The following is a 20,998-nucleotide window of genomic DNA, read 5'->3' as shown; positions in this document are numbered from 1 at the left end:
TGGAAGCCTTTTTTGTATTAAGCTCTGCTATCTTCATTGTGATATATACTGAGATAACTATCATAACGTGAAGATTCAATTTCTCCCTCCTCGACGGCTTGCATAATCACACAGCCGGGCTCATTGATGTGCCGACAGTTATTGAACCGGCATTGGTTCATCAACGCACGCATCTCAGGAAAAAAATGGGACAGTTCCTGTTTTTCAATATCCACGATTCCCAGCTCGCGAATACCGGGTGTATCAATCAGTTTACCCTCAAAAGGTAAGTCAAACATCTCTGCAAACGTAGTGGTGTGCTTCCCCTTATCTGACCAATCCGAAATTTCTCCTGTTTTCAAACCATATTCAGGCACAATAGCATTAATCAAAGTGGACTTACCAACACCTGAGTGACCTGACACTAATGTAATTTTATTCTGAAGTAGCCCCTTGACAACATCAATATTCTTTCCAGTCAAAGCCGAGACCTCATAGCATGGATAACCGATTCGTTCATAAATCGCCTTATAGTCGGCCAATATTTCCAAACCTTCATCACTGAAAAGATCAAGTTTATTAAAAATAAGTACTGCAGGTATCCCATAGGCTTCGGTCGTTACCAAAAAGCGGTCAATAAAACCCAAAGATGTTGGCGGGGAAGCCAACGTAACAACCAAAAAAGCCTGATCTAGATTCGCACCGATAATCTGCGTTTGCTTGGAAAGGTTCACCGATTTTCGGATAATATAGTTGCGACGAGGTTCCAATTCACGAATAACAGCACTTTCAAGATCTGGCTCCACATCAAAATGCACCCAGTCTCCTACAGCCACCGGATTGGTCGTTTTAATTCCTTTGGTACGAAATTTCCCTTTGATCCGGCAATCATATCTCTTGCCATCTTCGCCCAAAACCTGATACCAACTACCTGTGGACTTTGTTACCAATCCTCTCATAGAACCTGTTGCATTAAATGTGTCATAGCACAAAAATCGGAAAAATTTATTAAACTTACGGTTTGATGAATTTCTTACCTTTGTAAGGAGACTAAAATTCAATTTTGTGAAAAAACTATTTCTTTTAGATGGCATGGCTCTCATATATAGAGCATATTTTGCTTTGAGCAAGACCCCACGCATCACCTCGACAGGGTTGAATACTGGGGCAATCATGGGTTTTACCAATACACTGTTGGAGGTATTGAAAAATCAGCAACCTTCTCATATAGCGGTAGTGTTCGACACAGCGGCTCCTACAGCACGCCATATTGAATTTGAAGCCTACAAAGCACATCGTGAAAAAATGCCCGAAGACCTTTCAGCTTCCATCCCTTATATCTACCGCCTGATTGAGGGATTCAATATCCCTATTATCACAATGGACGGTTATGAAGCGGATGATATCATCGGAACATTAGCAAAAAAAGCAGAACAAGAAAACTTCCAAGTCTATTGTATGACACCAGATAAAGATTTTGGTCAGCTTGTCTCAGACAATATTTTTATTTACAAACCAGCTCGCATGGGTAATGGGGCTGAAGTACAAGGTGTCAAAGAAATTCTCGAAAAATGGGAAGTCACAGATGTGAACCAGGTCATTGATATCTTAGGATTATGGGGTGATGCCGTAGATAATATCCCAGGAATTCCAGGTATCGGTGAGAAGACCGCAAAAAAACTTGTTCAGGAATTTGGGTCAGTCGAAGGAATTATAGCGAATGCAGATAAGTTAAAAGGAAAACTGCGCGAAAACGTTGAAAATTTTGCGGAACAGGGATTAATTTCAAAAAAATTAGCAACAATTTTGTTGGATGTACCCGTTGATCTTAGCGAAAAAGCCCTAGAACTTGAAGATCCAAATAAAGACATTTTAGAACCCCTTTTTGCTGAATTGGAATTTAGGACATTGGGAAAAAGAGTTTTTGGAGACGATTTCTCCATACTTGAAAAGAATGCACCTGTAAATGGACAGATGGATTTATTTGCGACCCAGACAACAACAAATACAACAAGTACAGCAATAGAAGTATCAAGTGAAAATATTGTTCTAAAAAATATTCACAATACAACACACGAATATACACTGTTAGATACCACAGAAGAACAAGAAAAACTTGCCGAGGAACTCAATTCAAAAAGCAGCTTTTGTTTTGATACAGAAACAACGGGACTAGATGCGAATCTTGCTGATATTGTCGGACTTTCATTTTCGTTTGAAACCGGGAAAGCATACTATATCCCTACACCAGCAAATCGGGAAGAAGCCCAACGCATCGTCGATATCTTTAAGTCTGTACTGGAAAATCCAGCAATTGAAAAGATAGGTCAAAATATCAAATACGATATCCTCTTATTGGCAAGATATGGTGTTAAGGTACAGGGAGCCTTATTCGATACCATGTTAGCGCATTACCTCATTGACCCTGATACGCGGCATGGCATGGATGTCCTTGCTGAAAACTATCTGAATTACACGCCAGTCTCCATTACCGAACTCATTGGAGAAAAAGGAAAAAAACAAGGAAATATGCGGGATGTTGATTTCGAAAAAATCAAAGAATACGCAGCAGAAGACGCAGACATTACTTTGCAGCTAAAAAATATATTCCATCCCCTTTTGGTAGAAACGGACACCTTAAAATTGGCCCAGGATGTTGAATTTCCACTTGTATATGTGCTTGCAGAAATAGAACGAAATGGGGTAAAAGTGGATGTCCCCGCACTTGGCGAATTTTCGAAAACATTGGAACAGGACATCAAGGATCTAGAGAATGCCATATTTGAAAAAGCAGGAGTGAACTTTAATATTGCCTCACCAAAACAGTTAGGCGAAGTATTATTCGACAAGCTCCAACTGGATCCGAAAGCAAAGAAAACAAAAACAGGGCAGTACAAAACCGGTGAAGATGTTCTATTGGCACTGGCGCACAAATCAGATATTGTTCAGGATATTTTGAATTTTAGGCAGTTACAGAAATTAAAATCAACTTACGTAGATTCATTACCTGAATTGATCAATCCGGAAACGGGGTTGATCCATACGTCCTATAATCAAGCTGTCGCCGCAACAGGCCGCTTGAGTTCTACAAATCCTAATCTACAGAATATTCCGATCCGTACGGAAAGAGGTCGTGAAGTGAGGAAAGCATTTATCCCTCGCTCAGAAAATAACGTAATTTTATCCGCCGATTATTCTCAGATCGAGTTACGTTTAATCGCAGAGTTGAGCAAAGATCAAAATATGTTGGAAGCCTTTAGTCAAGGACATGATATCCATCGCGCCACAGCGGCAAAAGTCTATAATATGGCTTTTGAGGAGGTGACATCGGAGCAAAGGCGTAATGCAAAAGCAGTAAACTTTGGTATAATATACGGTCAATCCGCTTTTGGTTTGTCTCAAAACCTAGGCATCTCGCGTAAAGAAGCTGCAGACATCATCAACGAATATTTCAATCAATATACCGGTATAAAGAAGTATATGAGCGACGCCGTTGAATCCGCTAAAGAGAAAGGCTACGTTGAAACAATTTTAAAGCGTAGACGTTATTTGAGAGACATTAATTCAGCAAACATGACTGTTCGGGGATTTGCTGAACGAAATGCGATCAATGCTCCTATTCAAGGTTCGGCAGCTGATTTAATCAAGATTGCCATGATTGCAATACAAAAGGAAATCGAGCATCAGGGATTGGTAGGTAAAATGATTATGCAAGTACACGATGAGTTGGTGTTTGATGTTCCGAAACAAGAGGTCGAAGCATTCAAAACCATTATTCTGGACAAAATGACAAATGCTATAAAAACAAATGTTCCATTGATTGTTGAAATCGGAGAAGGTAAAAACTGGCTTGAAGCACATTAATTTTTGTTATGACTAAAAAAATCATTTATATATTGTTATTGTTTTCCTCGTTTTGCTGCCAATCTATTCAGGCGCAAGACGGTAAACCTGTATTTTACGAGAAATTAGATCAAGGCCTAATTCGGTTCTATTTTGATAAGTATTATTATCTGGCTGCAAAAGATTGCGAATTCAAATCAATTGAACGTGTAAGCAAATTTGATTTCACAAAGCAAATTTTCGAAGGGGAGTTTCGTGATTTCGCGCCCAATGGCAACCGTATACTGGTCGGCAATTATAAGGATGGTAAAAAAGAAGGCGTATTTCAAGCTTTTCATCCGAATGGTGTGTTAAAATGGGAAATAAATTTTAAGGATAACTATCCTGTTGGTGATTGCAAATATTATTATCCCGATGGTAAACCGCTATTAACGGTGGCCTATGGTGATTACGGTTATTTCATTAAAGATTATTGGGATAATCGAGGAAAACAGGAAATCGTTGGCGGTGAAGGAAACTATGAATTCGCTATTCCATTCGAAGGGTTCACAGAATTTGGTTATGATTTTTATCTACGTAAAGGTAAAGTAAAAGGCGGTAAACCACAGGGCAACTGGAACACCTACTTTTATAATATTGGACAGCAACCCATTTACGCGATGACACAACGCTTTGTTGATGGAAAAATCGTCGCTACTTATGATGATAATGGAGAGCTTCCAAGCGAAGATTTTCAGGCTTTAAGCGTTTTACCCTACGATTATTTTATCCGAGCTGAACTATTAAACAGCAAATCCTGTAGTTTTGATGACTTTTCAAACTTCTATGCGTTCCTTGCTAAACGGTTTACCGATAGGATCAACAAAAGCGGATTAGAAGTCGCAACTCAGCTAAATTTCTCCTATGAGGTTGAAGTCAAAAAAACAGGCTTGGCCAATTTGCGAAGTCTTAAATTGAATGTAGACTCCAATAATGAAAATGATCACACCATTTTGAATCGAATTGCTAAAAGTGTAGATTTTTATTTTCCTACCTACAAACAAGATCAACCTCAAGACGATACGATTAAAGTTTCTGGAAGCATTGCCACAGGAAGTGATGGAAAAGTCTATACCCATTCAATTAAAATCGAAAGACAAATAGACAATTCGAGTAAATAATTATCTTTGCAGAAATAAATAGATATGAAATTCCATAAAGAAGGATATACCACATTAGCGATTGCTGTACTTTTTATCTTTATCATCAATGCTGTTGCGGATTATTATGATGCCCCGCAGTTTGTCAAATGGTTTATTTATACCCTTTCAGCATTCCTATTCATTACAGTTGTCCAGTTTTTTAGAAGCCCCAAGAAAGTAGTGATTCCACAAGATGGCACAATCTTATGTCCTGCTGACGGAAAAGTTGTGGTTATCGAAGAAACCGAAGAAAATGAATATTTTCATGACAGAAGGATACAGGTCTCTATTTTCATGTCTCCAATCAATGTACATGTTAACCGAAATCCAATCAGTGGTTTGGTGACTTTCTTCAAATATCATCCCGGGAAATTCTTGGTTGCTTGGCATCCAAAATCATCGACAGACAATGAAAGAACGACTGTTGTCGTAAAAGACAAAACAGGCAGGGAAGTTCTTTTCCGTCAAATTGCTGGCGCATTGGCCCGCCGTATTGTTTGGTATGTAAAAGAAAATGATCAGGTTGTTCAGGGCAACGAGTTCGGCTTTATCAAATTTGGTTCACGTGTGGATCTATTCTTGCCTTTAGGAACGGAGATCAATGTGAATATTGGTGATAAAGTTACTGGAGCTAAAACCGTTATCGGAAAATTTTAACAATTTATTAATATCATTATAAGTAACTTAGGCTCCAATTAGGGGCCTTTTTTATTCAACAGATGAATTTTAGACAATTATTATTAGCAAACTCCGCTGGTGTTGGCATTGCAATATCCACTATCAGCTTTTATTATAAACATGACCTTCAGACTGCACTGATTATTTTTTTTGTAGCCTTGGTCATTTGTTTTCTTCTATTCAACTACCTGTTCGAGAAATACATCTACCGCCGTCTTAATACCATGTATAAGTTGATTCATAACCTCAAACTTGGCAAAGATCTAAAAGATGCGATTGGTGAACATGTCAGTGAAGATCCCATTACAGATGCAGAAAATGACGTAAAGGCTTGGGCAAAAGATAAAAAAAATGAAATTGAACAACTGAAATCGCAGGAAAAATTTAGACGTGAATTCCTTTCCAATATATCCCATGAGTTCAAAACACCCCTTTTTGCTACACAAGGATACATCGAGACATTACAAGATGGGCTGATGGAAGAAGACATGGAAATGGCAAAGAATTTTTTAGATAAAGCTGCTCGAAACCTTGACAGATTGAATTATCTAATTCAAGATTTAGATGAAATATCCAAACTGGAATCAGGTAAAATGGTATTGAACATTGAAAAATTTGATATTGTAGATCTCATCAAAGACACTTCGTATTCATTAGAAGACAAAGCCAAACAACACAATATTAAGATAGAGTTCAAACCTAAAACCGGTACACCACATTGGGTTAAAGCAGATCGCAATAAAATACATCAGGTATTGTATAATCTTATCGATAACTCACTCAAATACGGAAAAGAAGGAGGTACCACAAAAATCAAAATCTTTCCGCTTTTTGAACAAGTATTAATAGAAATTACTGACAATGGCTATGGCATCGAAGAAAAAAATCTGAGCCGGGTATTCGAGCGATTCTTCCGTACAGATAAAAGTCGCTCAAGAGATATTGGTGGATCGGGCTTAGGTCTTGCAATTGTCAAACATATTGTTGAAGCACATCAACAGAATGTTAATGTCCGTAGTACAGAGGGCATTGGAACCACTTTTGGCTTTACTTTGCAAAAAGTTCAGACCGGAGATTAAACAATTGATGACATTTTTGTGTTTAAACAAAACCAATGTTAACATTAACTTAACATTAGGGTATTATTTTTGCAAAAATAAATTTAAGATATGTCTTTAAATAGCATTTTTCAATACTTCGTTCCAAAGGACAAAAAATTCTTCCCTTTGTTTGAACAAGCCGGCAACAATTTGATCGAAATGTCTCAATTGTTAAAAGATATTGTTAACTCAAACAATCCGGAGAAGAAGAAAGAGTTCACGCGTAAGATGGAAGACTTGGAGCACAAAGGCGACAACATCACACATCAAATTCACTTGGAACTAGGTAAAAATTTCATTACGCCTTTCGACCGCGAAGATATACACTCGTTAGCAAGTTCATTGGACGATGTAGCCGATTTTATACACGGTGCAGCTAATAGAATGGATTTATACAAGGTAGAAAAAGCAACAGAGCCAATGATCGAAATCGCAGATCTATTGGTAGAAGCGACTGAGCATGTTTCAAAAGCAATCCATGAACTTCGGGATCTAAAAAACATTCGCAACATCACCGATTCTTGTGTACGTATCAATAGTGTAGAAAATAAAGCAGATTATATTTTTGACAAGGCGGTAGCTGATCTTTTTGAATTTGAAAAAGATGCGATCTCATTGATTAAACACAAAGAAGTGTTATCCGCGATGGAGGATGCAACAGACAAATGCGAGGATGTTGCTAACGTATTAGAAAGTATTCTAGTTAAAAACGCATAATCATTCGATCATAAGTGCATAAAAATTCTACGAGATTATGATGTCAACATTACTCGTTGTTGTGATTGTCTTAGCAATTGCATTTGACTACATCAATGGATTCCATGATGCAGCCAACTCTATTGCGACAGTTGTATCAACAAAAGTTCTAACACCAGCAATGGCTGTATTATGGGCTGCCATATTCAACTTTGCTGCATATTTCTACTTTACAGATCACAAAGTAGCCAACACCATTGCCAAAACGGTATTGGAAGAATATATTACCCTTGAGGTTATCTTTGCGGGCTTGCTCGCTGCGATTGGCTGGAACTTATTCACTTGGTACTACGGAGTACCCTCAAGTTCCTCCCACACATTGATCGGAGGCTTTGCTGGATCGGGAATGGCATATGCTTTTATTCTTGGAGCAGACCCTATCCATGCCATCAATATCGACGCCACTTTAAAGATTATTGCTTTCATTGTCTTTGCACCGATTATTGGTATGACCATATCGATTATCATTACCCTCATTGTAATCAATTTAGCTAAAAACTCGCGGCCTAGTGTCGCTGAAAAATGGTTTAAAGTATTACAATTGGTTTCATCAGCAGCCTTGAGTTTTGCTCATGGGGGCAATGACGCACAAAAGGTAATGGGTATTATCCTTGTAGCTATGGTTGCTGGCGGTTATATGCAAAACACGGAACACATGCCAGAATGGATTCCATTGACCTGTTATGCGGCAATTGCTGCTGGAACAATGAGTGGAGGCTGGAAAATTGTGAAGACAATGGGAACCAAGATCACGAAAGTGACACCATTAGAAGGAGTTTGTGCCGAATCTGCAGGAGCTGTTACATTGGGTATAACAGAACATTTCGGTATCCCAGCATCTACCACACATACCATCACAGGAGCAATTATTGGTGTTGGAGTTGTTAAACGTGTTTCAGCAGTACGCTGGGGGGTAACTATTAGTTTGTTATGGGCTTGGGTATTGACTATTCCAGTATCGGCTCTGCTTGGAGCACTCTCTTTAGTCATTGTACATTATTTACTTTAGAAAGAATTTCTTAATTTTTTTCTAAAAGCTATTGAAACAAAACAAAAATTTGGTACTTTCGTACCGAATTTTTGTTTTGTTGTTTCACATTAAATACTTAATTTAGTACGAAATATCAAGAATTTAAAAATTTAACATAATTTTAAGACTTTGGCACGGCAATTGTACTGTTCCAGATATTAAATAAGACAACAAAGTTTGAAAACAATTAAAATTAATAATAACCTTAAAAACAAGAGTATGAACTATTCTACAATTAAAAAAACAGCTGTTGCTGCTACATTAGTTGCCGCTTTAGGTTTCGCTGATACAGCACAAGCTCAACAAGTATTCGGTGGTAGATCACAATACAGAACTTGGTCTATCGGAGTTCAAGGTGGTATCACTACGCCTAATGCTTTAATTGGTGGTAACAATAACTTTGGTCAAAAAGTTGGTTACTTCCAAAACAAAGTTGGTGAGTACTACGGTTTAACAGTACGTAAACAATTCTCTCACCTATTCGGTTTAGAAGTTGAAGCAAACCGTGGTAAGATCAAAACTTACAACCACAACGAGTCTGGTCCTGCTTTCGAAAATCTTTCTGGCTCTAATTTGGGACGTGCTCAGTCAGCAGAAACTAAAGTAAACTGGGCTGCTAGCTTAAACGGCGTGTTCCAATTGGGTACAATCGATTTCTTGAGAAGAGAAAATGCTGTTAACTTCTACGCTAAAGTAGGTATCGGTGCTTTCGCTTATAACCCAACTCAATTCTCTAATAATGACTTTGGTGGAACTGTTGTTTACGATCAAAAATGGGGTGAAGATGTCCTTGGAGACCGTTCTCCTTCAAATCCTCGTGATAAAGACTACCGTTTAGGTATGATCGTTCCTGTAGGTGTTGGTGCTAAATTCAAATTATCTGAGGTTGTAGCCTTGAACTTAGGTTACACAATGAACTTTACTGATGAGGCATTATTGTACGGACCTGGCAGAAACAATAATACAAAACAACGTTTCTCTAACATCTATGGTGGTTTAGAGTTCACTTTAGGTTCAAAAGACAAACAAAACTTGACTTTTGCTAACCCTGTAGCTACAATGTATGATGAGTTGAAAGATCCTTCATTGAGAAACGAAGTTGAAGCATTGAAACAACGCGTAAGCACTTTAGAAGGTACTGTTAACACATTAAGCGCTGATGCTGATGGTGACGGTGTATCTGACAAATTTGATAAATGCCCTGGTACTCCTGCTGGTACTCCAGTAGATGGTTCAGGATGTCCAATCAAATTCCCAGAGCCTCAAGTTCTTGAAAACAACAGTAACGGTTACTATGCTCCAATTCAATTCGAATTTGATAGCTCAGTATTGAAAACTTCTTCTTACTCAACTTTAGATAAATTGGCTAAAGAAGTACGTGACAATAATTCATCTGTAACTTTAGACGGTTATGCATCTGCAGAAGGTTCTGAAGCTTACAATACAACTTTGTCTAAAGACCGTGCTAACTCTGTAAAACAATACTTAGTAAATGCTGGTGTTTCTTCATCAAGCATCACTGCTAACGGTTACGGAGAGAAAAACCCAATCGCATCTAATTCAACTGAAGAAGGTCGTGTTCAAAACCGTCGTGTTGAGATCAAAAAATAATCGTATATAACTTATACCATTATATTAAAAGCCGGCTCTAGAGCCGGCTTTTTTATTTTGACAGTATTTATCCTTAACTTTGTGGATGATATCCAATTTGTGGAAAATTTATTCAATCAAATTAGATAAGAAATTAGTATTTTGATTTAAGGAACAGAATACTGGTTTTAAACTTTTGAGAATGGAAGAGGATTTTGAATTTGAAAACCCCGAAGAAAGAAAAATCTCGGTGGACAGATATGAGGAAATGCTTCGAAACGAGGATCAGTATTTTTTTGACTCCAAGGCTTTCGAAGGAATAATAGACTACTATGCTGAAAAAAATGATCCTGTAAAGGCGCTACAAGTGACCGAATTTGCAATCAGCCAACATCCCTTTGATATTACATTTTTGTTGAAGCAAGCTCAATTGTTTTCAACAATTCAACAGTATCAGAATGCATTAGCGGCCTTGGACAAAGCAGAACTACTGGAAGCTTCGGAAGGAGATATATTTCTAATTAGGGGTGGTATTTTGGGGAGCATAGGGCAATTTGATGAAGCATTAGATCAATTATTCAAAGCATTACCCTTATTAGACAATAAAGATGAGGTTTATTTTCATATTGCCATGATTTTCCAAGCGCAAATGAACTATGACAAAGCTATTGTTTATTTAAAGAAAGCGCTTGAACTCAATATGGACTATCAAGAAGCACTCTATGAACTAGCTTATTGTTATGATGTACTTGATAGGCAAGAAGAAAGTATATCTTTCTATAAAAAATATATTGACTCAGATCCTTATTCGTACTATGCTTGGTATAATCTAGGCAACTCCTATCATAAAATAAGCAAGTTTGAAGAAGCATTAGATGCATATGACTATGCCATATTAATCAAAGAAGACTTCTCATCTGCTTATTTCAATAAAGGAAATGCACTAGTCAACTTAGATCGTTATCAGGAGGCATTGGATGTATACAAACAGACCTTTGAATACGAACAGCCCAGTGCGGATACCTATTGTGCTATAGGTGAGTGTTACGAGAAGCTGGAACAAATGGAAGAAGCTCGAAACTACTATAAAAAAGCCGTAAAATTAGACGCCGAGCTTGCAGATGCATGGTTTGGTATTGGTGTCACGCTGGATTTTGAAGAACGATACTTTGAGTCGCTTCATTTCTACAAAAAGGCTTTGGAACTAGAAGACACAAATCCGGATTACTGGTTTGCAATCGCAGATGCTCGGTATAAGCTACAGCAAATTGATCAGGCTGAAGATGCGTATAAAAAAGTAGTTGCATTAAATCCATCAGATATAGATGCTTGGCTCGATTACTCTTCGATCTTATTTGAACAGAGTAAAATTGATGAAGCCATCAATGTCATGTCGGATGCGATTACGCAAAATCCCGAAGCGGCGGAATTATATTATCGTGTAGTGGCCTATCTATTTGCAAACGGACAATACAATGAAGCTTTAAACTTTTTGGAACTAGGCTTAGCAACGAATCCGGAAAAACATCACATTCTCTTTGATTACCTTCCTCAATTGCAAGGAAATCAAATTATCACTGAAATTGTAAAAAAATATACCAAACCAAAAAATTAAAGTAGAAAACACATAATACTCCCAGGCCATCTTTAGGACTTGCCTGGGAGTGTAAAATGCGTTCAGATTAAGCTTACCTTTTCACCCAAAGAAGTACTAAACATTCAATGAAAAAATTAGGTCTGATAGGATTTCCGCTAGGACACTCCTTTTCCAAAAAATATTATTTAGAGAAGTTTCAGAAAGAAAATATTCAACATATAGATTATGACCTATATCCAATTGAACGTATATCAGATTTTCCATCTATATTTAAGAATAAGGACTTTTATGGGGTAAATGTGACCATTCCATACAAGATAGAGGTCTTGGACTATTTAAACGAACTATCAGAAGAAGCTAAAGCTATACAAGCTGTAAACTGTATCCGCATTACACATCTAGCAAACGGCGCTTCACACTTAAAAGGCTACAACACAGACGCATATGGATTTAAAGAATCACTGAAACCACTTTTGAACCAAAATGACAAAAATGCTTTAATCCTTGGAAATGGAGGAGCAGCAAAAGCAGTGATCTATTCATTAGATAAATTAGGGATAAAATACAAGCTCGTCAGCCGAACAAAACAAACGGACAACTACACGTATGAGGAATTAGATGAAACGATTTTAGCTGAATATACATTAATTATCAATTGTTCGCCTGTAGGAACATTTCCCAATATAGCAGAGTCTCCGGCTTTACCGTACGAATATATCAATGCCAAGCACCTATTGTATGATCTGATTTATAATCCAGAAGAGACAACATTCCTAAAGAAAGGCAAAGAAAAAGGTGCTCGAACTAAAAATGGGCATGAAATGTTGCTGCTTCAGGCAGAGAAAAATTGGGAAATTTGGAATAGCTAGTCTTTCTCTATATAGAGAACAATAAAAAATGTAATTTTACTTTATGCTAACGATCAGAACATTCACTTTCAATCCATACCAAGAAAACACCTACTTGTTGTATAACGAAGAGGGAAACGCCTTAATTATTGACCCGGGTATGTATGGCGAAAAAGAACAGGAGGAGTTTTTAACCTTTATCGATCTTCACAATCTCACTCCGCAATTGTTACTGAATACACATTGTCACATTGATCATGTCTTGGGCAATTATTTTATTCATGAGAAGTTTGATTTACTTCCTCAATTTCACGAAGGAGAACTATCTACATTGGTTGCAGTTCAAAACTATGCCCCGCAAATGGGATTCCGGTATGACATCTCTCCTATTGGAGAAGTATTTCTAAAAGATGGAGACAAAATACAAATAGACAATGACGAATTGCAAGTGATATTGGCGCCCGGCCACTCACCGGCCCATATCTGTTTTTATTCCGCTTCTCAAAAATTCTTAATTGGTGGGGATGTCTTGTTCCGCAATAGTATTGGTCGTACTGATCTACCCGGAGGAAATCATCAGCAGCTTTTAGATAATATTAAGCAAAGACTTTATACTTTACCCGATGACACCGTTGTCTACCCAGGTCATGGCCCATCAACGACAATAGGTTTTGAAAAGAACTCCAATCCATTTATACAAGGATAAGATATGAACTTACCTTTTCTATTTGCCAAGAGATACCTGTTTTCAAAAAAATCAGTCAACGCTATTAATATCATCTCCTCAATTAGTGTGATAGGTGTTACGGTAAGTAGTGCCGCATTAATCATACTCCTTTCCTCTTTCAATGGGATGGAGGAGCTTATTATATCTATGTATAGCAAATTTGCTCCTGAACTAAAGATAGAGCCACAAAAAGGTAAGCTCTTTACAACAAATAAATCAGTCTTTAATGAGCTGCGAAAGAATCCTAATGTTATCCATTATACAGAAGTATTAGAAGAGAAGGTATTACTTCAATATGCAAATCGACAGTATATCTCAACTATCAAAGGAATCGAGCCCAAATCGCTTAATAAGAGTATTGGTGATAGTATTCTTGTGGATGGCGTATATCAGCTCTCACGTGATTCAACTAACCTGGCTATACTTGGAGCAAGTGTCCAGGCTAATCTCGGTATTTCTATGCAAAATACCCCTGATTTAATCCAAGTTTATTCACCAAGAAAAGGCGTCAAAAACACATCTAATCCTGCTGAAGAATTTAATATTAGAGCTATCAGTCCAGGAGGTGTCCTCAGATACCAACAGGACTTTGACAATTTCGTTATTACACCCATTTCGTTTGCCAAAGAAGTACTCGGTGAATATGACAGAGTTTCCGCTATTGAATTTTATCTAAAGGAGGGCACTAACATCAAGCTATTTGAACAGGACCTTCAAAAAAAATTAGGTGAAGAGTATCTCGTCAAGAATCGGGAAGAGCAAAACCCAACCTTATATAGAAATGTACGTGTAGAGAGATGGGTTGTGTTTTTTATCTTAACATTGATTAGTATCATCGCAATTTTTAATATTGTAGGTTCATTGACGATGCTAGTATTGGATAAACAAAAGGATATGACAGTCCTAAAAAGTCTAGGTGGTAACAATAGCTTAATTCAACGCATCTTCTTTTATGAGGGGTTGATGATTGCAATTATTGGCTGCATTTTAGGTTTATTAATTGGAGCAATATTCAATTATATTCAATCAACCTATGGTATAATACGGGTTGAAGATGGTGCTAACGCTATTTTGGATAGCTACCCTATGCTTAGCCGCTGGAGCGACTATGGTTTAGTATTCATCACGGTAACCAGTATTTCGGGATTAGTTTCTTATTTCTCAGCAAAGATAAGTGTAAAGGAGCTGAACAAGCTCAAAGCAACAGATTAATAGCGGGAGCTTTTGGAACGGCTTTGACTTCCCTTCGTTATTTGCTGTATTAAACTTCCCCATGCAAAAGGATTTAATAGCGGATTTGCGTAACGTTGGTTAATGACTTTATTATTCATTGTATTGAAACTTTGTGCGTTATTGATTGAACGCATCTCGTTGCCATCGCGAGGTACTACAGCAGCCATAGCTGATAAAGATTCGTTGGAAAGTGTTCTTTTTGCCCGTACAATATGATCCTCAGATACATCTAAGTTCATAAATGCAATATTAAATTCCTCAATACTCGCCCAGGGATATGGAGTCACCATTGGCAATTCAGTTACCAAATTTTGCATTACGATACTAGCTGTATATTTGTCGCCGGCAACTTCAGGTACAGTTACAATGAGCGGATCGAATCCTACAGAGGAAAAGCGAAGTGTGTCTCCTACATGAGCTACGAAAGAAAAATAGCCTTCATTATTGGCCGAAATGGCCTCGTTACGGAAAGATAAATTGGTTACTGTAGCATATCCAACAGGAAGCCCAGACCCCACAGTAGTTACAATACCGGAATATTGGACGATCTTCCTTTCTTGCGCCTTTAAAGTCGAAGACTCAAAAAATACAGATAAAACTAATAATATAGGGATCAGCAACTTCATAGAACAAATTTACACAAAAGCAGCTGAGCTAGCCGTTAAATTGTGTTAATAGATAAACTAATTGGCCGACGGCAAGGTCGCATCAGGAGAATCTGGATCAGTTAGATTAATTGCTTCAACAGCTGTTACCTCTGGTACAGCTTTTTTTATAGCTTGTTCCAATCCTGCTTTAAAAGTCATAATGCTCATTGAACATGAAGCGCAAGCGCCCAATAGTTTTAATCGCACGACATTATCTGCAGTAATCTCTTCAACACTCACATTTCCGCCATCAGTTTCCAAATAAGGTCTCAAGGTATCCAATGCTTGCTCCACTTTTTCTTTTAAAGTCATACTCTTTATTAAATTCAATGATTGTACATGTAAAGATAATCAAATATTTTAAAATCTATATTTTTCCTCTCCTTGGGCAATGGAAAAACAACAAGTTCATGACAATACTGCCACCAAATTGCATCCAACGAGTTAAAGAATGTTAATAAAAAATGTTGTTTTTGGGATCAAATAATTATTAAACTATATTGCGCAGTAAAATTTAATTGATTAGTATAACAAATTCACTTATCTTTGTAAAATGTTTTTAAATAGGCGTATAGCGGCTATCTGTGCCGGCATGATGTTTCTATTGGTGTTTACTGGTTGCAAGAGTAAATTTGAGAAATTGCGCGCAAGCAATAATATCGCTCAAAAGTACGAAGAAGCCGTAAAACTTTATGAGAAAAAGAAATATACAAAGGCGTTAGTTTTGTTTGATGACTTGCGGACAAAATTCCGCGGACAAGCTGAGGCAGAAAATATCTACTATTATTTGGCATTTGCCAATTACCGTTTGAAAGATTATACTTCTGCGGCATATCACTTTAAGGACTTTGCAGATGTTTATCCGAACAGTCCACGGGCGGAAGAATGTCGTTTTATGCATGCTTATTGTTACTATTTGGATTCACCTCGGTCAACTTTGGATCAAGCAAATACGAAAAAAGCAATCGATGCCCTGCAGCTTTTTGTCAATCTCTATCCAGAATCAGAACGTTCTAAAGAGGCCTCAGACCTCATTCAAAAGTTAAGAGATAAACTCGAACTTAAGGCTTTTGCCAATGCTAGACTCTATTATGATATGGGGTTGAATGATGATTATAGAGCCGCTGTAATTGCGTTACAAAATGTACTGAAAGAATATCCCGACACCAAATACGCTGAAGAAATTGAATTTCTGACGCTAAAGGCACAATATATATTTGCTTCAAAAAGTATTTTGCAAAAGCAGGAAAGCAGATATGACGAAACATTGGATTACTACCGTAGCTTTGCGAGTAACTATCCCAATAGCAAACATATAAAAGAAGCGGAATCTATTCGTCAAGATTCTGAAAAAGGAATTAAGACGGCCGCTTCCCACATGAAAGAATATAATAAAGCTCTTGCTGAGCAAGAAGCATATATCAAAGAACAAAAGGCGAAAAAAGAAAAAGAAAATACCCAAAAAGATGAGTCAAAAAAATAATAATTCAATTCCAAATTCTACAGTTACACGTGACTTAAGACAATTGGACAAAGGAACTGACAATCTCTATGAATCCATTGTAGTTATTTCTAAACGCGCGAATCAAATTGCAGTAGATATTAAGGAAGAACTAAACGGAAAACTTGCTGAGTTTGCAAGTAATAACGATAACTTAGAAGAGGTATTCGAAAACCGCGAACAAATAGAGATTTCTAAACATTACGAACGTATGCCAAAACCTACTTTGGTAGCAATCGATGAATTTCTACACGATAAAGTGTATTACAGAAATCCTTCTAAAGAGCAGGACTAATCGCAGAATCAACGATGGCTTTAGCTGGAAAAAATATTGTAATTGCTGTATGCGGCAGTATCGCCGCATACAAGATTGCAACTTTGATTCGTCTGCTTGTAAAAGCGGATGCTCAGGTTAAAGTAATTATGTCGGAGGATGCCACAGCATTCATTACCCCGCTTACACTATCTACGCTTTCCAAAAATCCTGTTTTTGTTGACTATTATCAGCCGGATACTGGAGAATGGAATAATCATGTGGAAATTGCGCTAAATGCAGACTATATACTTGTAGCCCCAGCCACAGCAAACACCATCGCAAAGATGGCGAATGGTCTCTGTGATAACCTACTGATGGCTGTATATTTATCCGCAAAGTGCCCGGTCTTCTTAGCTCCTGCAATGGATTTAGATATGTGGAAGCACCCGTCCACGCAATCGAATATCGTTAAACTAGGAGCTTATGGCAACATTATTATCCCACCTGAAAAAGGTGAATTAGCTAGTGGATTAGTAGGAGAGGGACGTCTCGCCGAACCAGAAGAAATTTTTCATTTCCTAGAAAATTACTCCAACCAAAATCTCCCATTATTAGGTAAAAAAGCGCTTGTATCAGCTGGCCCCACTTACGAGGCAATAGACCCTGTACGCTTTATTGGAAATCATTCTAGTGGAAAAATGGGCTATGCTATTGCCCAACAATTAAAAGAACTTGGGGCTGATGTAACCCTAGTTTCCGGGCCTACCGCACTACCGAAACCTGATCAAATAACTGTTGTTCCGGTCACTTCTGCTGCAGAGATGCTTCAAGCCTGTGAAAAGTACTTTGATCATGCTGCTATAATTGTCATGAGTGCCGCAGTTGCCGACTACACCCCTATTGAAGTAGCATCTCAGAAGATAAAGAAGAAAGAGGAAGAATTTTCTATTGCTTTAAAGAAAACAACGGATATTCTCGCCACTTTAGGAAGCAAAAAGAAGAAAGATCAATTACTAATCGGATTTGCTTTAGAAACCAACAACGAGCTCGAAAATGCAAAAGACAAATTGGTCCGAAAGAATCTCGATTTTATCGTTCTCAATTCCATGCAAGATCAGGGAGCTGGATTTGCTACCGATACAAATAAAGTCACAATTATCAATCGTTCAGGCGAAAGCAACGTATTCCCATTGAAATCGAAGGAAGATGTTGCAAAAGATATCTGTTCGATTATCTTACAGCATATTCCTTCGACAATATAAATTTTCCCTAAATTTAGGGGAGTATATGATTTCTATTATCTGTTATAGATTCACAATTCGTAATTCCTTAGGATAATAATTATTGATCCTATTTGGTAATAGTTTCATCCACCCAAGTGACATTCCTTTATATTTAGCAAGGGTCCAGCCTTTCATACCAGAAGATACAGTATCTAGTGTCACGTTTTCCTTTCTAAGGTAGTTTTGAGCCTCCTCAAGCGAAAGTTCAAGACTTTGGAAGCCTGGGTTTAATACATTACTTAACGCCAGTGCGTGGCTTGGAATGAGTTCCTTTCGATTAAGTTTTCCAGTATTGATTCCAGCATTTTTGAGATAGAGTACATTCTGAAGATATTTCAAATCATTTTCATACTTTTTGGGGAATATATATAGGTCATCATGATGGATAAATGGGAAGAACTCGTCAACGTTCAATATCCAAGTATCTAGAATTCCCTTCGGCACATCCGATTTCTCTGGTTTTATTCTTTTTCTATTAAATGTACCTTGCTCTGCAACTTTCTTCAAAACTGTAATAAAAAAACCCTCCCCGCCTAACTTATGTGGATAGAAACGATAGCCATGTGCCCCATGCCCAACCGACTTAGTACGCTCGATCCCCCAATTATCATCAATGGCGATTTCGATAGATTCAAAATCTCCGTTTTCTATTAGCCAATCTGCAATATCTTCATTTTCCTCCTCCGAATAAGAGCAGGTTGAATAAAAGAGGTATCCACCTGTTTTCAATGAAGCCATACTTTCTGCCAATATTCTTTGTTGTCTTTCGCTACAAAGTTTGACATTTGCTTCCGACCATTCATCTATTGCATCAGCATCCTTTCTAAACATACCTGATCCAGAACAAGGTGCATCTACCACCATAATATCAAAATATCCTGGCAATCGATCAAAAGCCGAAGGATCATTATTGGTGACCACCGTATTTGCATTTCCCCATTTTGTTAGATTATCCTGTAAGATATTCACACGGGTCTTGATTATTTCATTGGCGACAAGTAGACTATCGGGATGTAAGCTACTGTTTAGCAAAGTAGACTTTCCTCCAGGAGCTGCACAGAGATCCAATGCACGAACTGGTTTAGATCCTATTTCCAGCTTATGGATAACGTGGTCTATAAACATAGATGATGCGTCTTGGGGATAATAGCCACCAGCATGAAATAAAGGATCCAGCGTGAATACAGGGCGTTCCTTGAGATAAAAAGCGCTCTCGCACCAAGGCACCGTTCCTCCGCTGGAAAATGGACATTCCTTCAATTTGCGAGGGTTTAACCGTATCGCTGTTGCTCGCTTGCCTTCCTCATGTACTTTAATAAATTCAGCGGTATCGAATAATGGGTTTACACCTAATTTTTTCACTAATGAATTTGGCAGAAAATTACTCATGTCGTCCTAATAGTTTGTGCTAAAAATAATATAAATAAAAATGAAGTCAAAATAACTAGTAAATTACGGGAAAGAGTAAATTTGCATTATGAAAGATCTCAAGAAATACGCTATTATCCCGGCGACACCAGATGAACTGTATCTCGCCTTAACAACCGAAATTACGGCCCGCCTTTGGACTGGCGATCTTGTATCAATAGATGCAACTGTAAATGGTGAATTTTCTTTGTGGGATGGTGCAATTACTGGCCGGTTCTTGGAATTGGAACCTTCTACCAAAATTGTGCAGGAATGGTATTTCGGAGAAACTGACAGTCCTTCCATTGTTACATTAAAACTACATGAACACAAAAAAGGAACTTCATTAGAGATTAGACAGACCAATATACCAGATGAAGATTATGAAAATATTGCTGAAGGTTGGGAAGATCCTTATATCTCTTCTCTAATTGATTTTTATACTGAAGAAGATTAATTTTAAATAAGATCAACAGAGAGCCTAGTTTTTTAAAGCTAGGCTCTCTTAACCATTATGCTATTTAACAAAAAATTTTTAAATTCTCCCTGAACTAACCATTCAATATCTTAAATTCAATAGTTTCCTTCCTTCATAATGGATTTTGTACCACTTCAAATCTTTTCCATATATAGCAGCTATCTTGAGAGGCTGTTTTTCATTTATATATTGCAAGAGAATTCCATCAACATCTGATAATATAGTATATTTCCTTTGTTTAAGTATTACATTTTTCTTGCCTGGTTTAAGCTCGAAGTAACTATTTGTAATAACAAATCTAAACGGTTCTTATCTATCTCCAATCTAATCCTCATATTTTAGTAGTACTAAAACAATATATCTTTTAACCTTATCTTCGCATAGAATGGAACGGGGAATATATTCAAAGCTATAAGCTATGCTCCAGAAACTTTTCAACCGAGAACAAGCATAATTATTATAGGGGAGTAAGATGGTATACAAGTTTACTCCCACGCAGAGAAGATCCATATAGAAGTTCATTCGATAAAGATCACTACAGCAAGTGCGGCAATAACATAGGGTAAGATATTCCCCCAAGAATTCTGCTTGATCCGATAGCACCTTAGAGCAGTGCCATACAGCTTTGTACCAGATAGTAGGGTTGCGGAACATCTGTGCCACTTTTCCGAGCGTCACCCCAGTGGGCTTTGTCGCGGCACCATTGCTCTTTGGAATCTTCTGGGAAGTATGTAAACGCAAGAAGCCCTTGACTGTTTCCAGCAAGGGCTTCTGTGTAAAAAAAGGCACCGACCTACTCTCCCACCTGTTACGGCAATACCATCGGCTCTGGCGGGCTTGACTGCTCTGTTCGGAATGGGAAGA

The 20,998-nt window shown here is 37.7% G+C and carries 20 protein-coding genes; 15 read left to right on the top strand and 5 right to left on the bottom strand.

Annotation, left to right across the window (positions count from 1 at the left end):
• Positions 1-17: 17 nt before the first annotated feature.
• Positions 18-938 carry a ribosome small subunit-dependent GTPase A gene (gene rsgA / locus LC454_RS07840; RefSeq protein ID WP_223581250.1) on the bottom strand — a complete coding sequence of 307 codons (921 nt, stop codon included), beginning with the start codon at positions 936-938 and terminating at the stop codon, positions 18-20.
• Positions 939-1,044: 106 nt separating this feature from the next.
• Between rsgA and polA the strand changes: the two genes are divergently transcribed.
• From polA to LC454_RS07785, 11 genes are all read left to right on the top strand, one after another.
• A complete protein-coding gene (polA, locus tag LC454_RS07835; RefSeq protein ID WP_223581249.1) occupies positions 1,045-3,843 on the top strand; it encodes a DNA polymerase I in 2,799 nt (932 codons plus the stop codon).
• 8 nt (positions 3,844-3,851) lie between these two features.
• Entirely contained in the window at positions 3,852-4,982 is a 1,131-nt protein-coding gene (locus LC454_RS07830) for a toxin-antitoxin system YwqK family antitoxin (RefSeq protein WP_223581248.1), read from the top strand.
• A 24-nt stretch (positions 4,983-5,006) separates the two neighbouring features.
• On the top strand, positions 5,007-5,660 hold the full coding sequence (locus tag LC454_RS07825; RefSeq protein ID WP_223581246.1) for a phosphatidylserine decarboxylase family protein: 654 nt from the start codon (positions 5,007-5,009) through the stop codon (positions 5,658-5,660).
• A 62-nt stretch (positions 5,661-5,722) separates the two neighbouring features.
• Entirely contained in the window at positions 5,723-6,760 is a 1,038-nt protein-coding gene (locus LC454_RS07820; RefSeq protein WP_223581244.1) for a sensor histidine kinase, read from the top strand.
• Positions 6,761-6,850: 90 nt separating this feature from the next.
• Positions 6,851-7,498: a DUF47 domain-containing protein gene (locus tag LC454_RS07815; protein ID WP_104383452.1), complete on the top strand. Its 648-nt coding sequence runs from the start codon at positions 6,851-6,853 to the stop codon at positions 7,496-7,498.
• A 37-nt stretch (positions 7,499-7,535) separates the two neighbouring features.
• Entirely contained in the window at positions 7,536-8,546 is a 1,011-nt protein-coding gene (locus tag LC454_RS07810; RefSeq protein ID WP_120260513.1) for an inorganic phosphate transporter, read from the top strand.
• 198 nt (positions 8,547-8,744) lie between these two features.
• Positions 8,745-10,178: an OmpA family protein gene (locus LC454_RS07805; RefSeq protein WP_410528654.1), complete on the top strand. Its 1,434-nt coding sequence runs from the start codon at positions 8,745-8,747 to the stop codon at positions 10,176-10,178.
• 181 nt (positions 10,179-10,359) lie between these two features.
• On the top strand, positions 10,360-11,772 hold the full coding sequence (locus LC454_RS07800; protein WP_223581242.1) for a tetratricopeptide repeat protein: 1,413 nt from the start codon (positions 10,360-10,362) through the stop codon (positions 11,770-11,772).
• A gap of 107 nt (positions 11,773-11,879) precedes the next feature.
• Positions 11,880-12,623, top strand: coding sequence for a shikimate dehydrogenase family protein (locus tag LC454_RS07795; RefSeq protein WP_223581240.1), 744 nt, complete (start codon positions 11,880-11,882; stop codon positions 12,621-12,623).
• Positions 12,624-12,666: 43 nt separating this feature from the next.
• Positions 12,667-13,308, top strand: coding sequence for an MBL fold metallo-hydrolase (locus tag LC454_RS07790; protein ID WP_223581238.1), 642 nt, complete (start codon positions 12,667-12,669; stop codon positions 13,306-13,308).
• 3 nt (positions 13,309-13,311) lie between these two features.
• Positions 13,312-14,541: an FtsX-like permease family protein gene (locus tag LC454_RS07785; protein WP_223581236.1), complete on the top strand. Its 1,230-nt coding sequence runs from the start codon at positions 13,312-13,314 to the stop codon at positions 14,539-14,541.
• Here LC454_RS07785 and LC454_RS07780 read toward each other — a convergent pair.
• Together LC454_RS07780 and LC454_RS07775 are read right to left on the bottom strand one after the other, a co-directional pair.
• Positions 14,538-15,188: a hypothetical protein gene (locus tag LC454_RS07780; RefSeq protein WP_223581234.1), complete on the bottom strand. Its 651-nt coding sequence runs from the start codon at positions 15,186-15,188 to the stop codon at positions 14,538-14,540. The genes LC454_RS07785 and LC454_RS07780 overlap by 4 nt on opposite strands.
• A gap of 57 nt (positions 15,189-15,245) precedes the next feature.
• Positions 15,246-15,521 carry a NifU family protein gene (locus LC454_RS07775; RefSeq protein ID WP_028070934.1) on the bottom strand — a complete coding sequence of 92 codons (276 nt, stop codon included), beginning with the start codon at positions 15,519-15,521 and terminating at the stop codon, positions 15,246-15,248.
• Positions 15,522-15,762: 241 nt separating this feature from the next.
• Between LC454_RS07775 and LC454_RS07770 the strand changes: the two genes are divergently transcribed.
• From LC454_RS07770 to coaBC, 3 genes are read left to right on the top strand one after another with little or no spacing between them, the layout of a single operon-like run.
• The gene (locus LC454_RS07770) at positions 15,763-16,692 is read left to right on the top strand and encodes an outer membrane protein assembly factor BamD (protein ID WP_223581232.1); all 930 of its coding nucleotides are present in this window, start codon (positions 15,763-15,765) and stop codon (positions 16,690-16,692) included.
• On the top strand, positions 16,676-17,005 hold the full coding sequence (locus tag LC454_RS07765; protein WP_075990346.1) for a DNA-directed RNA polymerase subunit omega: 330 nt from the start codon (positions 16,676-16,678) through the stop codon (positions 17,003-17,005). The genes LC454_RS07770 and LC454_RS07765 overlap by 17 nt, the downstream gene beginning before the upstream one ends.
• Positions 17,006-17,019: 14 nt before the next feature.
• A complete protein-coding gene (gene coaBC, locus LC454_RS07760; RefSeq protein WP_223581230.1) occupies positions 17,020-18,228 on the top strand; it encodes a bifunctional phosphopantothenoylcysteine decarboxylase/phosphopantothenate--cysteine ligase CoaBC in 1,209 nt (402 codons plus the stop codon).
• Between the two features lie 42 nt (positions 18,229-18,270).
• Here coaBC and LC454_RS07755 read toward each other — a convergent pair whose 3' ends face one another.
• The gene (locus LC454_RS07755; RefSeq protein ID WP_223581229.1) at positions 18,271-19,638 is read right to left on the bottom strand and encodes a methyltransferase RsmF C-terminal domain-like protein; all 1,368 of its coding nucleotides are present in this window, start codon (positions 19,636-19,638) and stop codon (positions 18,271-18,273) included.
• A gap of 88 nt (positions 19,639-19,726) precedes the next feature.
• On the opposite strand from LC454_RS07755, the gene LC454_RS07750 reads away from it, so the two are divergent.
• Positions 19,727-20,113: an SRPBCC family protein gene (locus tag LC454_RS07750; RefSeq protein ID WP_223581228.1), complete on the top strand. Its 387-nt coding sequence runs from the start codon at positions 19,727-19,729 to the stop codon at positions 20,111-20,113.
• Positions 20,114-20,458: 345 nt separating this feature from the next.
• Here LC454_RS07750 and LC454_RS07745 read toward each other — a convergent pair.
• Positions 20,459-20,998, bottom strand: a 540-nt coding sequence (locus LC454_RS07745) for a hypothetical protein (RefSeq protein ID WP_223581227.1), incomplete at its 5' end; no start/stop codon positions are given.

Source organism: Sphingobacterium sp. GVS05A (assembly GCF_019969845.1).
In the GTDB taxonomy this organism is placed as follows: domain Bacteria; phylum Bacteroidota; class Bacteroidia; order Sphingobacteriales; family Sphingobacteriaceae; genus Sphingobacterium.
This window is presented reverse-complemented; position numbering and strand designations above follow the sequence as displayed.

Coding starts and splice junctions, on each gene's coding strand:
- coaBC (WP_223581230.1), top strand. CDS start 17,020: ATGGCTTTAGCTGGAAAAAATATTGTAATTGCTGTATGCGGCAGTATC.
- LC454_RS07820 (WP_223581244.1), top strand. CDS start 5,723: ATGAATTTTAGACAATTATTATTAGCAAACTCCGCTGGTGTTGGCATT.
- LC454_RS07810 (WP_120260513.1), top strand. CDS start 7,536: ATGATGTCAACATTACTCGTTGTTGTGATTGTCTTAGCAATTGCATTT.
- LC454_RS07775 (WP_028070934.1), bottom strand. CDS start 15,521: ATGACTTTAAAAGAAAAAGTGGAGCAAGCATTGGATACCTTGAGACCT.
- LC454_RS07830 (WP_223581248.1), top strand. CDS start 3,852: ATGACTAAAAAAATCATTTATATATTGTTATTGTTTTCCTCGTTTTGC.
- LC454_RS07785 (WP_223581236.1), top strand. CDS start 13,312: ATGAACTTACCTTTTCTATTTGCCAAGAGATACCTGTTTTCAAAAAAA.
- LC454_RS07755 (WP_223581229.1), bottom strand. CDS start 19,638: ATGAGTAATTTTCTGCCAAATTCATTAGTGAAAAAATTAGGTGTAAAC.
- LC454_RS07815 (WP_104383452.1), top strand. CDS start 6,851: ATGTCTTTAAATAGCATTTTTCAATACTTCGTTCCAAAGGACAAAAAA.
- LC454_RS07770 (WP_223581232.1), top strand. CDS start 15,763: ATGTTTTTAAATAGGCGTATAGCGGCTATCTGTGCCGGCATGATGTTT.
- LC454_RS07800 (WP_223581242.1), top strand. CDS start 10,360: ATGGAAGAGGATTTTGAATTTGAAAACCCCGAAGAAAGAAAAATCTCG.
- LC454_RS07795 (WP_223581240.1), top strand. CDS start 11,880: ATGAAAAAATTAGGTCTGATAGGATTTCCGCTAGGACACTCCTTTTCC.
- LC454_RS07790 (WP_223581238.1), top strand. CDS start 12,667: ATGCTAACGATCAGAACATTCACTTTCAATCCATACCAAGAAAACACC.
- LC454_RS07765 (WP_075990346.1), top strand. CDS start 16,676: ATGAGTCAAAAAAATAATAATTCAATTCCAAATTCTACAGTTACACGT.
- LC454_RS07825 (WP_223581246.1), top strand. CDS start 5,007: ATGAAATTCCATAAAGAAGGATATACCACATTAGCGATTGCTGTACTT.
- LC454_RS07780 (WP_223581234.1), bottom strand. CDS start 15,188: ATGAAGTTGCTGATCCCTATATTATTAGTTTTATCTGTATTTTTTGAG.
- LC454_RS07750 (WP_223581228.1), top strand. CDS start 19,727: ATGAAAGATCTCAAGAAATACGCTATTATCCCGGCGACACCAGATGAA.
- rsgA (WP_223581250.1), bottom strand. CDS start 938: ATGAGAGGATTGGTAACAAAGTCCACAGGTAGTTGGTATCAGGTTTTG.